The sequence below is a fragment of the Paenibacillus sp. H1-7 genome, from assembly GCF_022354825.1.
In the GTDB taxonomy this organism is placed as follows: domain Bacteria; phylum Bacillota; class Bacilli; order Paenibacillales; family NBRC-103111; genus Paenibacillus_S.
Window position 1 is genome coordinate 2,060,122 of record NZ_CP031168.1, and the last position, 13,575, is coordinate 2,073,696.

Annotated in this window: 13 protein-coding genes and 1 other RNA gene; 7 read left to right on the top strand and 7 right to left on the bottom strand. The window is 50.1% G+C overall.

Annotated features, from left to right (window positions below):
- Positions 1-2: 2 nt before the first annotated feature.
- The gene (locus DVH26_RS09395) at positions 3-677 is read left to right on the top strand and encodes a uracil-DNA glycosylase (RefSeq protein ID WP_239633434.1); all 675 of its coding nucleotides are present in this window, start codon (positions 3-5) and stop codon (positions 675-677) included.
- 66 nt (positions 678-743) lie between these two features.
- On the opposite strand, the gene DVH26_RS09400 is transcribed toward DVH26_RS09395, so the two are convergent.
- The gene (locus tag DVH26_RS09400) at positions 744-1,922 is read right to left on the bottom strand and encodes a putative glycoside hydrolase (protein WP_239633435.1); all 1,179 of its coding nucleotides are present in this window, start codon (positions 1,920-1,922) and stop codon (positions 744-746) included.
- A 134-nt stretch (positions 1,923-2,056) separates the two neighbouring features.
- On the opposite strand from DVH26_RS09400, the gene DVH26_RS09405 reads away from it, so the two are divergent.
- Positions 2,057-3,217 (top strand): MFS transporter, encoded by a 1,161-nt coding sequence (locus DVH26_RS09405; RefSeq protein ID WP_239633436.1) that lies wholly within the window; start codon positions 2,057-2,059, stop codon positions 3,215-3,217.
- A 66-nt stretch (positions 3,218-3,283) separates the two neighbouring features.
- On the opposite strand, the gene tatA is transcribed toward DVH26_RS09405, so the two are convergent.
- From tatA to DVH26_RS09430, 5 genes are all read right to left on the bottom strand, one after another.
- A complete protein-coding gene (tatA, locus tag DVH26_RS09410; RefSeq protein WP_239633437.1) occupies positions 3,284-3,529 on the bottom strand; it encodes a twin-arginine translocase TatA/TatE family subunit in 246 nt (81 codons plus the stop codon).
- Between the two features lie 115 nt (positions 3,530-3,644).
- Positions 3,645-3,839, bottom strand: a complete 195-nt coding sequence (locus DVH26_RS09415; RefSeq protein ID WP_028547871.1) for a hypothetical protein — start codon at positions 3,837-3,839, stop codon at positions 3,645-3,647.
- A gap of 170 nt (positions 3,840-4,009) precedes the next feature.
- Entirely contained in the window at positions 4,010-4,834 is an 825-nt protein-coding gene (locus DVH26_RS09420; RefSeq protein WP_239633438.1) for a YitT family protein, read from the bottom strand.
- 182 nt (positions 4,835-5,016) lie between these two features.
- The gene (locus DVH26_RS09425) at positions 5,017-5,814 is read right to left on the bottom strand and encodes a DUF4247 domain-containing protein (protein ID WP_239633439.1); all 798 of its coding nucleotides are present in this window, start codon (positions 5,812-5,814) and stop codon (positions 5,017-5,019) included.
- A 39-nt stretch (positions 5,815-5,853) separates the two neighbouring features.
- Entirely contained in the window at positions 5,854-6,387 is a 534-nt protein-coding gene (locus DVH26_RS09430) for a DUF4178 domain-containing protein (protein WP_239633440.1), read from the bottom strand.
- 276 nt (positions 6,388-6,663) lie between these two features.
- Here DVH26_RS09430 and cshA point away from each other — a divergent pair, with 276 nt between their 5' ends.
- The 3 genes from cshA (at position 6,664) to ssrS (ending at position 9,760) form a co-directional block, all read left to right on the top strand.
- The gene (gene cshA, locus DVH26_RS09435) at positions 6,664-8,268 is read left to right on the top strand and encodes a degradosome RNA helicase CshA (protein ID WP_275590463.1); all 1,605 of its coding nucleotides are present in this window, start codon (positions 6,664-6,666) and stop codon (positions 8,266-8,268) included.
- 337 nt (positions 8,269-8,605) lie between these two features.
- Positions 8,606-9,502 (top strand): YesL family protein, encoded by an 897-nt coding sequence (locus DVH26_RS09440; protein ID WP_239633441.1) that lies wholly within the window; start codon positions 8,606-8,608, stop codon positions 9,500-9,502.
- Between the two features lie 77 nt (positions 9,503-9,579).
- Positions 9,580-9,760: non-coding RNA, 6S RNA (gene ssrS, locus DVH26_RS09445), on the top strand.
- Positions 9,761-9,899: 139 nt separating this feature from the next.
- Here the strand turns inward: ssrS and xylB are convergent.
- Positions 9,900-11,429, bottom strand: a complete 1,530-nt coding sequence (xylB, locus tag DVH26_RS09450; protein WP_239633442.1) for a xylulokinase — start codon at positions 11,427-11,429, stop codon at positions 9,900-9,902.
- Positions 11,430-11,592: 163 nt separating this feature from the next.
- Between xylB and DVH26_RS09455 the strand changes: the two genes are divergently transcribed.
- Together DVH26_RS09455 and DVH26_RS09460 are read left to right on the top strand one after the other, a co-directional pair.
- On the top strand, positions 11,593-12,780 hold the full coding sequence (locus DVH26_RS09455) for an ROK family transcriptional regulator (RefSeq protein WP_239633443.1): 1,188 nt from the start codon (positions 11,593-11,595) through the stop codon (positions 12,778-12,780).
- Positions 12,781-13,177: 397 nt separating this feature from the next.
- On the top strand, positions 13,178-13,567 hold the full coding sequence (locus DVH26_RS09460) for a DUF1499 domain-containing protein (RefSeq protein WP_239633444.1): 390 nt from the start codon (positions 13,178-13,180) through the stop codon (positions 13,565-13,567).
- Positions 13,568-13,575: the final 8 nt, after the last annotated feature.

Here is a 13,575-nt window from a genome sequence, read left to right on the forward strand (position 1 = left end):
ATATGCCCATCTTGAATAACGATTGGGAAGACTTGCTGGCACAGGAATTCGAGCAGTCCTACTACAAAGAGCTGCGGCAGTTTCTTAAGGAAGAATACGGATCGCGGACCATCTATCCCGATATGTATGATATTTTCAACGCGCTGCGCTTAACGCCTTATGCGGATACGAAGGTCGTTATCCTAGGACAGGACCCGTATCATGGCCCGGGGCAAGCCCATGGGTTGAGCTTCTCCGTGAAGCCGGGAGTCCCTGCGCCGCCGTCATTGCAAAACATGTTCAAGGAGCTGCGAGACGACCTTGGGTGCAAAATCCCGAATAACGGCTATTTGGTCCGTTGGGCGGAGCAGGGCGTATTGCTGCTCAATACGGTAATGACCGTACGGGAGGCTACGCCGAATTCCCATAAGGGTAAAGGCTGGGAACGATTTACGGACTGCGTGATTTCTCAATTGAACCAGCGCGAGCAGCCGGTCCTCTTCATCCTGTGGGGCAGCCACGCACAGCAAAAGATGCAGCTGATTACAAACAAGCATCATAAGGTGCTGCGTTCCGTTCATCCAAGCCCCTTGTCGGCGCACCGCGGATTTTTTGGCAGCAAGCCGTATTCCCAAACCAACGATTTCCTGAGAAGCATCGGCACGGAAGCCATCGACTGGCAAATACCGGACTTATAACTTGATAAGAATAACAAAATCCCCGCTGGATAAATTCCAACGGGGATTTTTACATCCACGGATGCTTTATTTATATTCGACATTTGGAGTGTACGTATTCACTGCGTTCCACAGTAAAAATTCCTCTACGCCGTTATCCTTCAATGCACGGATCTGCTCTTCGATTTCATGTTTGCCGTACTTGATATAGCCTTGCACCCAGGAGGCGGTGAAGTCTTGTATCCATGGACGAATAATGGGCTGTATATCGTTGATCGGAGCCAGCTTTTTGTGTGTATCCTTCATCGCTCCGTTGATCGTGACGTACGGCTCGGCATCAGGAATTTTGGCTCCGAACCATCCGGTAGAGTAATGGCTTGGATAGATCATCGGGCTGATGACGTCGACATTTTCCGAAATCTTCTCGAAATCCTGTCCGATCCCTTCCGCGGCGGGAACCGAGGCTGCATAGCCGAAGATGTCCACGGAGACTCGGACGCCTAACGGAGCCAGCTGCTCTCTGGCATACTTTACGAACTCAGCAACCGCCTGGATTCTAGTCCGTTCGTCTTTGTCATACTTTAATGTATCCGCCCGTTTCTCGAACCCTTCCGGGAATCGCACGTAGTCGAACTGAATTTCCTTAAAGCCGGCTTTGGCCGCTTCTTTGGCTATGGCGATGTTGTAATCCCATACTTCTTTTTTATAAGGATTGACGAAGCTGTCGGGATTGGACTTATTGTTGCCCCACAGGGTGCCGTCCGGATTGATGAATGATAGCTCGGGCTGCTTCTTGGCAAGAACGGTATCTTTGAATACGACGATCCGCGCGATAGGATAGATGTCATGCTCCTGCATTGTGCTTATCAGCTTAGGCATATCGGAAATGATTTTTTGGGTCGTTCCCATAGCCTCCAGCTCGGGATTGCCCGTATTGTAAGTAATGTATCCCCAATCATCTTTAATGTCGACAACCATGGAGTTGAGCTCCGTATCGTCGAGCAGCTTCAGCAGCGTGTTCATTCTTGCACCGGCTGCGCTGTGCGCCGTTACATAGACCCCTTTGATTTTAGGGGCGTCTTTTTGCGGATCCTTCTTGTTAAGAGGTCTTAAATAATCGTTATTGCCCGTACCGGAGTCGGCTTGCCGGACGACCGCGTTCTTGGAATCGAGCGAAGCCTGAACGAGCTGGTCGAAGCTTACGTTAGGGTGATCGGCTCCGACTTGGCCTGCGACCATCAACAGCGATGCTAGTAAAAGTTCCATATGCTTGTCAATCTCTCCTTGCCAGAATGATATCTACCATTATAATAAAAGAGTCGATAGGTAAATAGAGAACTTTGACGCATTTTGTTGAATTTTTGGTGTTTAGGTTAACTTGTCAAAGAAGGACCGGTGCTATGAAAAATCAAATTTGGACTTTGCGTGGGCTCAATTTTTTTTACTATGCGACAACGGCTGTCCTCATGCCTTTTTTGCCGATTTATTTTGAATTGAAAGGGTATTCTTCCGCGCAAATCGGGCTCTTAATGATGTTCGGCCCGTTCGTAGCCATTTTCGCTCAACCGCTATGGGGGTATTTGAGCGACCGGTACCACACGTTGAAATTGATCATTTTCCTTCTTTGGACTTGTACGCTGCTCTCCAGTACAGGAATTTTCGTCACGGAGGGCTATGGATGGTCATTTTTGTTCATGCTGCTGCTTTACTTTTTCATGCTTTCTTCCGTTCCGCTATTGGACAGTGTGACGATCAAAGCGACGATCCATGCCGGCTTGCCCTACGGCTCCGTGCGGATGTGGGGATCACTCGGCTTCACATTGATGGCGATGACGGCAGGCTCGGTTCTCAGCCTGATTGGGGGACTGCAGAGCATTCCATGGCTGTATTGGTCCATATGGGTTTTTCCTCTCGTGCTGCTGTTGTTTCTTAAGGACGAAAAGGGAGGCGGTCCGGGCATTTCCATTACCGCCCTTACTAGTGTTCTCAAAAACCGTCCTTTTTTATGGTTTTTGCTTCTGATTTTTTTGCTAATGATTCCGCACCGGATGAATGACGGATTGCTGGTGCTGTATTTGAAGGATTTGGGGGCACCCGATTCGATGGCCGGTTGGGCTTGGGCGCTCGCAGCATTAAGCGAAGTACCGACCTTCGCATTGCTGGGCAGGTATATGCACCGGTTTCATGAGCTGGCGCTGCTTGGAATGGTAGCGGTATTGTATACGGTCCGTTGGGCATTGTATGCATGGATCACGGATCCGTCAATCCTCATTGCGCTGCAGCTCACGCATTCCGTAACCTTTGCCGTGTTCTGGATTGTTGCCGTACAGTACGCCGTGAGGCTTGTACCGGAAGAGCTGCGCTCGACGGGGCAGGCGATGCTTGCGGCCGTGTTTCTTGGACTCGCAGGGATTACCGGTGGCTTCGTTGGAGGCTATATTAAAGATCTGTGGGGCGGCCAGGCCATGTACGGCTTCGGAGCCTGCTTGACTGCTATAGCTGCCGTTCTGCTGCTAGGCACCCATGCGGTTTCCCGCAAGGAGCGGAGCCTTCAAAAGTAACTGTTTTCTATATCAAACAAAAAAAGCCATCGGCCTTAAATAGGCGGATGGCTCGTTATTTTGTCCTCACCCTTGTTTGGTTTGGCTTGGAACTACATTGTCCTGCTTCGGAGCTTCAGCGGATATTAGTTCTTTCTTCTGAACCGGGGGTTCATCATTAGATCCGGAGTTGTTGTTGCCCGTTGTGGCATCCTTGAACTCGCGGAACATTTTACCGAAACCGCGGCCGAGCTCCGGCAATTTATTCGGGCCGAACAGCAGCAATGCGACAAGAGCAATTAATATGATATGCCATGGTGAAAGTGCGCCCATGCGATCTACCTCCGTTATATAGTATTAACTCTATCATACCATTATTTTAAGGAAATATAACGAAAAATTTATTACGAAACACGAAATTTTTCGCGAATCCAAAATAAAGACGCCCTCAATGGAGCAAGGCGTCTTTTTGATGTTCGGAAATACTGTATTGAATAATTTCCATTGCATCCTCGGCTTCCAATGCTTCAAGCCCGTTACGCAGAACGATCTCAAAATCGAGCTCGGACCGCTTCAGGAAAGGATACAACTCGGGAGTCAATCTCATTACAATCGTCGATAACTTTACTGTTTCCACAAGCATCACCCTTTCTCGTCATCTCTTGGAGAGGATCAGGCTAGACTTACGTGTAGCAGCACAGGTAAAGCATGAGGAGTTGTATGAAATTACTTCTTTCATTATAACACAAATGACGCAAGAATGTATGGGATTTTATTCTAATCTTTTCTTAATATTAAATCCTTGTCCACTGCTTACCCACGCCGGAATTGCCCCATAATGCCTACCGTTTCGACTATGTTGACGAACGCATCCGGCGCCGTTTCACGGATCATGATCTGCAAATCGGCCAGCTCGTAGCGGGTGGTTACCGTCATCAGCATATGCTGAGGATGCTTCGTATAAGCTCCTTCGGTAGAGAGCACCGTCACGCCGCGCTGTATTTTCATCAGCTGCTCAAGCAGCGCGTCCTTGTTCTTCGTTACGATGAATACGGTAACCTTCAAATGGCGGGTATGGATCGTGTCGATGATCTTGCCCGTAACAAATATGGACAGCATCGAGTACAGCGCCAAGTCCCAATTGTTTTTAAAATAACCAAGCGCTACAATAACCAATCCGTTTAATATAAACAGCAACGTGCCGAGCGGAAAGTCTTTCTTTTGAGTGATGATCGAGCCGATAATGTCGAAGCCGCCGGTGGAGCCGCCTACACGCATGCTGATGCCCGTACCTATTCCTATAAGCACACCGCCGGTAACCGCTGCCAAAATTTCATTTTGCGCAACAGGATGCAGCGGAATCAGCTCCATAAACCAGCTGGTCATAATGACGGAGACGACGCTCAGAATAATAAACTTGCGGCCGATCTTTAACAGTCCCCATATCAGGATGGGCAGGTTGCTGATAAAGTACAGAATGGCGATGTTCCATCCGGTTAAATAACCGACGATCATCGATATCCCCGAGAAGCCTCCGCTCAGCAGCTGGTGCGGAATCAAGAACAGGTTAAAGCTAGCCGATACGATAGCGCTGCCTAGAATAACGATGAGCAGTGATTTTGACCATTGGTAAAACATAGGTAGTTCCTCCAAGGTGTAAGTGAAGTTATCCTTAGTATCGGAATCATTACAAGGTTTCAATCATCTGCTTAACAATAGCGGGGATTGGGTTAGTTTTTTGTCTTATAAACGAATGGAAGTCATATAAAAAAAGCCCCGCGATACGAAGTGTATGCGAGACTTTTTGTGGTAATAAATGTTTATTTTCTCTTGAAGGAGCCGGAGCGCGTACTGGTGCTCGGTTTCGATTTGGAGCTCGAGCTAGGCGCCTTGTAAGTAGGAGTGGAGCCGTCGTTTTTACGAAGGTTGCTGCTACTGCTACTACTGTTGCTGCTGCTAGAGCTTCCCGAGCTGCTCTTCGGCGGAGTCGTGGTGCTAGAACCGGAAGAAGACGGTGGAGTAGTCGTCCCGGTGCTGAAGCTGCCCTTTCTGTCCGTTGTAGACGGACTCGTCTGGGAAGGCGCCGTCGCGCTGCCCGAAGAGCTCTTGGACGAAGAGGGGAAAGGTACCGACTGGTATTTCCCGTAATCGTTATACCGTTTGCTCGACGTGTATCCGCGGTAATCTTGACCGCTCGAATGGCTGCTGAACCAGCCGCCTCCGAACAGGGATTGCAGCAATGACGCCGTTATATAGCCCTGCAAAAAGGACGAGCCGTAGTTTTCCTTGGCATATTCAATGGAATCCAGCTCGACGAGCGTATTCCCTTCGTTCTCAGGGTCCTTCTGAATGTTAACGATTTTATTGTCATAAACAAGGAACATCTGATCAGCCGATTCCTTGCTGGTTTCCTTCGGCGGTTCCTGACCGGCCAATTCTTTGGCGACGGTGGGCACATCCTTACCTTCGACGGAGTAAATTTTGGCAGTCGTTTTGCCTTGGCCCTGCACATCGATTAAGGAGTAATTATCTTTGATATAATTGCCGGCGTTGCCGCAACCTGCTAGCAGAGCAAAGACCAGGATGATCGAAAGCCACTGCAGCGAACGCTTCTTCATAGCGGAATCACCTCCATAGGGGTCTTCCCATTATAGCACTTATCGGGAGCCTTTCATAAACTTGATTTGTCCGGCCGGCGTCTTCGTGCCTTCCATCGCAACGAATTTGCCGTCCTGCCATTGCAGGAAGAAATAGCGGCCTTCCGGACCGAAATAACGCCAGATCATCACATCGTCATTGCCGCGAAAATCAGTATTTCCATCGGCGCGAACCGTATCGCTCCGGTGATTGTCCAAATGGTACGTCACATCGCCGTCTACGTCCAGCTCCGTAGGAACATCGTGCGGGCTGTCCAGAGATCCCTCCACAAAATGGCATACGAAGCATTCATAAGTGCGGCCTTTCTCGATCAGCAGGCAGGCCATGTCATTGCCGTTCTGCAAATAGTAAGCGTAGCGGTGAGGTGCAAAGCCTCTGTCGAAATAAGTCAATTTTCCCGAAACGACATACTCTTCCAAATCTACGTTAATGATGTCTCCCACCTGGGAATCTTCGATAGGATTCGTCGCTTTGACAGGCGCCTCTTCTTTATTGCTCTTGATGATAGCACCGACTCTTTTCCAAATCGACATGGCGAACTCTCCTTTGTATATACAATAAATACTTGCTCGTTTCCTTTGTATTATACATATAATATACGACAATACGGAAGTGAAGGTTTCACTCTGAAATTTCTGGAATATCATTTTCATTTGTGGTACAATACTAAAGATATTCTTAAGTACGGCCTTGCGTATTTAAATACGAATGCTTCGGACGCATTTTGCAGATACAATATAAGGATATAGGAGTCGCACTTAAGGGTAAATAAAAACAAGAACCCTATGTTAAAAGGAGATTGAAATCATTTGAAAAACTTCAACGAATTCGGCTTAGAGCCAAAGGTACTTCGCGCCATTACGGAAATGGGCTTTGAAGAGTCGACACCGATTCAGGAGAAAGCAATTCCGATTGCTATGGAGAATCGCGACTTGATCGGGCAAGCCCAAACCGGTACGGGGAAAACGGCTGCGTTCGGTATCCCGCTCGTTAACAAGATCGACGTTAAAGAAGAGAAAATCGTGGCATTGATCATGTGCCCGACACGCGAGCTGGCCATTCAGGTCGCAGAAGAAATCGAGAAGCTGGGAAGATTCAAGGGAATCCGCTCGCTGCCGATTTATGGCGGTCAAGATATCGTGAAGCAAATTCGCGCATTGAAAAAGAGACCGCAAATCATCATCGGTACGCCTGGACGCTTGCTCGACCACATTAACCGTAAAACGATCAAGCTGGACGACGTCCAAACCGTTATCCTTGATGAAGCGGACGAAATGCTGGATATGGGCTTTATGGATGACATCCAGTCCATCCTGAAGCTTGTTCCTGAAGAGCGTCATACGATGCTGTTCTCGGCAACGATGCCGGCTAACATTCAAAAGCTGGCTCATCAGTTCCTGAAAAACCCTGAGCATGTATCCGTTATTCCTAAGCAAGTCAGCGCGCCATTGATCGACCAATCGTACATCGAGCTTCACGAAAGACAAAAATTCGAAGCTTTGTGCCGTTTGATCGACATGGAAGCTCCGGAATTGGCGATTATTTTCGGCCGCACGAAGCGTCGCGTCGACGAGCTGGCGGAAGCATTGCAAAAACGCGGCTACACGGCGGAAGGCTTGCACGGCGACTTGTCCCAGAACCAACGCGATAACGTTATGCGCAAATTCCGCGATGGCAGCATCGATGTGCTGGTAGCTACCGACGTAGCGGCACGCGGCTTGGACGTATCCGGCGTTACTCACGTTATTAACTTCGACCTGCCGCAGGATCCGGAGAGCTATGTACACCGTATCGGCCGTACAGGACGTGCAGGCAAAGAAGGGGCGGCTTACACCTTCGTTACGCCTAGAGAGATCGACCACTTGCATTTCATCGAGAAAATTACTCGTCATAAAATTGCAAGAAAGCCAATGCCTAGCCTTGCAGAAGCTATTGAAGGCAAGCAAAAGGTTACGGCTGAACGCATCTTGGAAGTATTGCAAAAAGACGAGCATAACGAATACAAAGGATTGGCAATTCAATTGCTGGAGCAGCACGATTCCGTGCATTTGCTTGCTTCCGCTTTGAAGCTGCTGACCGGAGACAAGAAGGAAATCGAGATCGAGCTGACTCCGGAAGAACCGCTTCGCGCTAAGAAGAGAAGACCGGACGTTCGCAGCTCCGGCCGCAGACCATCCGGTCCTTACGGAACGGCAGGCGGCGCTCGCCGCAGCGACGGCGGCAGACCTTACGGCGATCGTGACCGCTCTGGCTCCAGACCTCCACGCAGAGATGGCGGCGGAAGAGATTACTCCCGCGACCGCGATAGCCGCGGCGGACGTGGAGAAGGCCAAAGCCGCGATTATGGACGCGACCGCGGATTTAACCGTTCTACCTCTTCCCGTTCCAACAATGAAGAATTGGTGAAAAACTAATTGAGAGGGCATCACGCCCTGTCATGAAATAAAAAGGTGAAGCTTTCTATTTAAGAAAGCTTCACCTTTTTTAGTTACCATCTATTAATAAAAAGATCCTTGAAGTACGATAACCAACAGGATGAACAGTACCAGAATAATTGCGGAAGAAGTAAAAAGTCCTCCTACAGACATGTCGTCAGCCTCCTTTACTTGTGTGATTGCCGGGTGTTGATATATCATATGTCTATGGACTTTTGCTGCATAGACTGCTACCTAGATGGATGAAAATAGGCTATAATAGAGCTAGTCACCTAAAGGTAAGCCAAGCATTGTATTCGCTAAGGAGGGTTTTGTATTGGAGTTTAAAGGAGTAATGGGGGGATTTTACCGCATTTCAGAATGGATTATGCGGTTATCCGTTATAAATGTGTTATGGATTTTATGCGGCTTGCCTTTTTTCCTCATCGCATTCTTCGGATTGTTCACGATTCAGGTGGATGAAACCCTGATGCAGTTTTACTCGATGTTGATCGTATGCGGGATCTTAGCGCCGTTCACCTTGTTTCCGTCGACAGCAGCCATGTTTGCTGTAGCTCGCAAATGGTTGACCGGCGAAGAGGACGTACCGTTGTTCAAAACGTTTTTCCGCGGGTACAAGGAAAATTTCAAGCAAGCCATGCTCGGCGGACTGATTTACTTTGTATTCGGAATCGTAATTGCGGCGAATTTGTATTACTATAACTCGGTTGGCGGCGGATGGAGCGTCTTGAAGTATTTGGTGTTGACGCTTACAGTTCTTCTGTCCGTATCCTTTTTTCACTTTTTCTCCATCTTGTCGCATCTTCATATGAAGCTGCTGCAAATTATTAAAAACTCCATTCTCATTACGATCGGTCATCCGGCGCGCTCCATTTCGATGATCGTACTGAACGGGGTTGTCGTATATTTCAGCTTGGCGAAGTTTACGTTCTTAATTCCGTTTTTTATGGGCAGTATTATTGCGGTCATCTCGTTCTGGCACTTTAATACGATATTCGGCAAGCTTCAGACGAAGCAGCAGGAATTGGCAGAGAAGGAAGCGGAAGCCCAGGCCGAAGCTGAAGGACAAAAGGAAGAGGATCCGCTGCAGCTGAATGCGGGTGACGGGGACGATAAGGACGTGCGCAAGGATGTCGTTCCGGCAGACAAGTCTTTTTCAGCTTCCGTGAATCAACAAGAGCCGGATGGGAAACCTAAGACAAGCGATCAATAAATTGCATCACATGGCAAGAAGTTGATACGCCCCGAGGTTTACTTTTCCGGAGCAAACGAATATAATGAGTGTACAACAAAATCCTGCGATGTACGTTTCGGTTTTAAGTTGTTTTGAACCAATGACTGTTTCTTGGGAGACCTACATTGAATCGTTGCTGACATGCCCTCGAAAAGGGACTTCAAACGCGGTTCTGCGGACACCCACCTGCGAGAGCGGGTTTGAAACGCTAAATCGGACGGCATATGCGGGTTTTTTTGTGCCATTTTCTGAACATACAATCATGCGAAAAGCCTGTTACGGATACGAAATCCGGACAGGCTTTTTTTGGGTGTGCAGATAAGACAGTGCTAAAAAAGCCGGACGAAGCGTTCCTTCGTTCCGGCTCTTGGTATGGCTATAACGATGCGAGATCGGATAACTGATGCAGCGTTGTTTTTAAAGTCGGATATAGGGTCTTGTAAACCTCATAATACCGCTCGTATTGCTTCTGATTGTCCGCATTCGGCTCCACGCGGTCAACCACTTGAATCCATCGCTCGCATAAATCCTCAATGTTCTGATTTAACACGCCGGAGGCAGCCATCACAGCAGCTCCATAGGCGGGGCCGTCCGTCGAGTTGACCGTTACGACGGGGTAGCCGAAGATGTCGGCGATCATTTGCCGCCAGAAGCCGCTACGGGCTCCGCCGCCGTTAACCCGCAGCTCTTTGATCTCGATGCCGGAGGCTTTGACCAGCTCCAGGGAGTCGCGGAGTCCGAATGTGATGCCTTCCAGGACGGCACGGGTCAAGTGAGCCTTTGAGTGGCGCAGGTTCAAACCGATGAATCCGCCCCGTGCTTGCGGGTCCGGATGCGGCGTGCGCTCGCCGGTCAAGTAAGGCATGAACAGCAAGCCTTCGCTGCCCAGCGGAGCGGTAGACGCCAGCTCGGTAAGGTACTCGTACACGTCGCGTCCTTCTTCCTCAGCCCGCTTAAGCTCCTCGTAAGCGAAGTGGTTCTTCCACCACTGGAACGAGCCTCCGGCCGCCAGCATGACGCCCATACGGTGCCACTTGCCCGGCACCCCATGGCAGAAGGAGTGCAGTCTGCACTCCGCGTCGGCTTGATACGTGTCGTCGTGGACGAAGACGACACCGGACGTACCCAGGGCAACCGAAGCGATGCCCTGCTGCACGACCCCGACGCCGACCGCGCCGCAGGCTTGGTCGCCGCCGCCGGCAACGACTGGCGTGCCCGCAGCCAGTCCGGTCAGCTCCGCCGCCGCCGGAAGCAGGTGCCCGGCTATGGCGTTGCTCTCGTAGAGCGGCGGCAGGCATTCCATAGGAATGCCTAGGCGCTCTACGACTTCAGGCGACCAGCGCCGGTTCGCCACGTCGAGCAGCAGCGTCCCGCTGGCGTCGGCCATGTCCATGCCGAAGGCTCCCGTCAGCTGCAGCCTAACATAATCCTTGGGCAGCATCAAATGCGCTGTCCGGGCGTAATGCTCCGGCTCGGCATTGCGGAGCCAGATGACCTTCGGCGCGGTAAAGCCGGTCAGCGCCTTGTTGCCGGTCAGCCGGCCCAGCTCCTTCGCGCCGATCGTGCTCTCGATCCATTCGCATTCCGCGGCGGTCCGCTGATCGCACCAGAGCAGGGCGGGGCGGATGACCCGCAGCTCACGGTCGAGAAAAACCGATCCGTGCATCTGCCCGGATAAGCCGATGCCGGCCACCTGGCTGCCGCTTACGGCTGCTTTATCGAGCAGCTGGCGAATGCAGGCGGCCGTTCCGTTCCACCAGTCCTCCGGATGCTGCTCCGCCCACCCGGGCTGCGGCTGCAGCAGCGGATACTCTACGCTGTGGCTTGCTTTCACATTACCTTGATCGTCTACAAGGATACATTTTACAGCGGAAGTCCCCAGATCAATACCAAGAAAATAAGACATTATGCTTCACCTCGAACGAATATCATTTACTTTGTTTATTAGATAAACAAATTCATGTTATACTATATTCGCATGCAAAAGCAAAAATCCTGCTGACTTTTGGGACGATGTTCTATAAAATAAATACTTGCACAACGGTTCAGTGAAACGGATGGTGGAAAGAGTGAAACGAGAGACGATGTCGGGAGACAGCTCGTTATTAAAAGCAATTAACAAATCGACACTTCTTCAGCTTACGAAGCTGCACGCGCCTATTTCCAGGGCGGAGCTGGCCAAGCAGACGAAGCTGACCCGGGCGACGGTATCCGCATTGGTGGAGGAATTGATCGCCGAGCATTGGATAACGGAGACGGGGATAGGGCAATCGAGCGGCGGACGCAAGCCGATGATGCTGGAGATGAACAACACAGCGGGGTACGTTATCGGAGTCGATATGAGAGCAACGAACATGCTGTGCGTCGTTACCGATCTGGGCGGCCGTGTCGTCCGAAAATCGCAGTATCCTTATGAGGCGGCGAGTGACGCCGAGCTTGTTTTTCAGCAGCTGGGCTCCTTAATTGGCAAAGAACGCGAGCTTTTGCCCGGCAGCCCCTTAGGACTCATTGGGGCGGGAATCGGGATTCACGGATACGTCGAATACCCGTCGAGCCGTATTTTATTCGTCCCCCATATAGGGTGGAAGCAATTGCAGTGGAAGGAAAGGCTCGAAGAGCAGCTGGGCATCCCGGTTATTATCGATAACGAAGCGAATCTGGCTGCTCTTGGCGAGTTCGAATACGGGGCGGCGGCAGACTGCCCGGACATGCTCTATTTGAGCGTTGCTGCGGGAATCGGCGCAGGACTTATCTTGCACGGCGAATTGTTTAGGGGAAACGGCGGCTTCGCAGGAGAAGTCGGGCATACGACGCTGGAGTTGAACGGGCGGGCATGCTCTTGCGGCAATAAAGGCTGCTGGGAGACGTACGCATCCGAGCGGGCCATTGCGAATGATTTGCATAGGGAGTATTCGCCGGACTTTACGGAATGGCTTCTCGCGCAGCTTAAAGCGCAGAAGCCGGATGCACTGGCAGCTGTCCGTACAGCGGGGCAATATCTTGGTGTCGGGATAGGCAATATGATGCAGACTCTGAATCCGCAAATGATTGTGATTGGCAGTGCAGCGGGGAGATATGCGGATTGGATCGATGAGAGCGTCCATCAATCGTTGTCGGAACGATTCTCCTATATGAGTTCTTTTCGCGTGGAAGTGAAATATTCCCGCCTGGGTGAGGATGGCTGCGCGCTGGGCGCTATATCTTCCGTAATCCGGGACCGGATGAGTCTCCAGCCTGGCAGTTCGAATTTGAGCTGACCGAGGGAATGAAAGGCGACCGATATTGTACAAGCTGAGAGCCTGGAGACTGCAGCAGGCATGTAAGGAGTCCGTCGGGCAGTTCAAGCGAAGCTTACAAAGGCTCACGGCGCTCGCTGCTCATCAGGCTGGATCGTTTGCCTTCTGAATTAAGTTTTGCTTAGGAAGCGGCCTTTACAGCCTTGTGGCGGCGCCCTGCGATACGCGGATTGACGCGGGATGCATGGCTGCAAACTACATAAAGAAAGCGATGTCATGGAAATGTAATATATCTTCATCAAAAAAACATAATGTTGTCAAAAATGTGAAATAACACTTTATCAACTAGGCAAACAATGATATGATAAAGATTAGTGTATACCGGATTTGTATTGTACTTCTATGAGGAGGGAAAGCTTTGTTAAAGCGCACCTTAATCGGCCTAATTCGCAGCCATGAAACAACTGGGGAGAGAGCGAAAGATCCGGCTTTGAAAACCCGATACTATAAACTGAATATGGATCAGGTTTGGGATGAAGTCACCAACATGTTTAAGAAAATGAATGGTTACAAGCTTCTTCATGAAGTAAGGAATGTTGGAGAGATCGTGGTAGAGAAGAAAACGGTAACCGGGCGGACTCAAGACATTACGCTGACTTTATTCAGCATCAATCCTTTAAAAACTGCCATCGACATCTACTCGGCCTCCAGAGGATCCTTGGGCGACTTGGGCTCCAATTACAGAACGATTCTGGAAATATACAGACAACTCGATAAACGACTTGCCGCTTATAAAGATGACAAGTAACAAGGAAT

Bases quoted from the DNA above. Each gene is read 5' to 3' on its own strand.
- DVH26_RS09420 (WP_239633438.1), bottom strand. From the start codon at position 4,834: ATGTTTTACCAATGGTCAAAATCACTGCTCATCGTTATTCTAGGCAGC.
- DVH26_RS09415 (WP_028547871.1), bottom strand. From the start codon at position 3,839: ATGCTTGTGGAAACAGTAAAGTTATCGACGATTGTAATGAGATTGACT.
- DVH26_RS09405 (WP_239633436.1), top strand. From the start codon at position 2,057: ATGAAAAATCAAATTTGGACTTTGCGTGGGCTCAATTTTTTTTACTAT.
- tatA (WP_239633437.1), bottom strand. From the start codon at position 3,529: ATGGGCGCACTTTCACCATGGCATATCATATTAATTGCTCTTGTCGCA.
- DVH26_RS09430 (WP_239633440.1), bottom strand. From the start codon at position 6,387: ATGTCGATTTGGAAAAGAGTCGGTGCTATCATCAAGAGCAATAAAGAA.
- DVH26_RS09395 (WP_239633434.1), top strand. From the start codon at position 3: ATGCCCATCTTGAATAACGATTGGGAAGACTTGCTGGCACAGGAATTC.
- xylB (WP_239633442.1), bottom strand. From the start codon at position 11,429: ATGTCTTATTTTCTTGGTATTGATCTGGGGACTTCCGCTGTAAAATGT.
- DVH26_RS09425 (WP_239633439.1), bottom strand. From the start codon at position 5,814: ATGAAGAAGCGTTCGCTGCAGTGGCTTTCGATCATCCTGGTCTTTGCT.
- DVH26_RS09400 (WP_239633435.1), bottom strand. From the start codon at position 1,922: ATGGAACTTTTACTAGCATCGCTGTTGATGGTCGCAGGCCAAGTCGGA.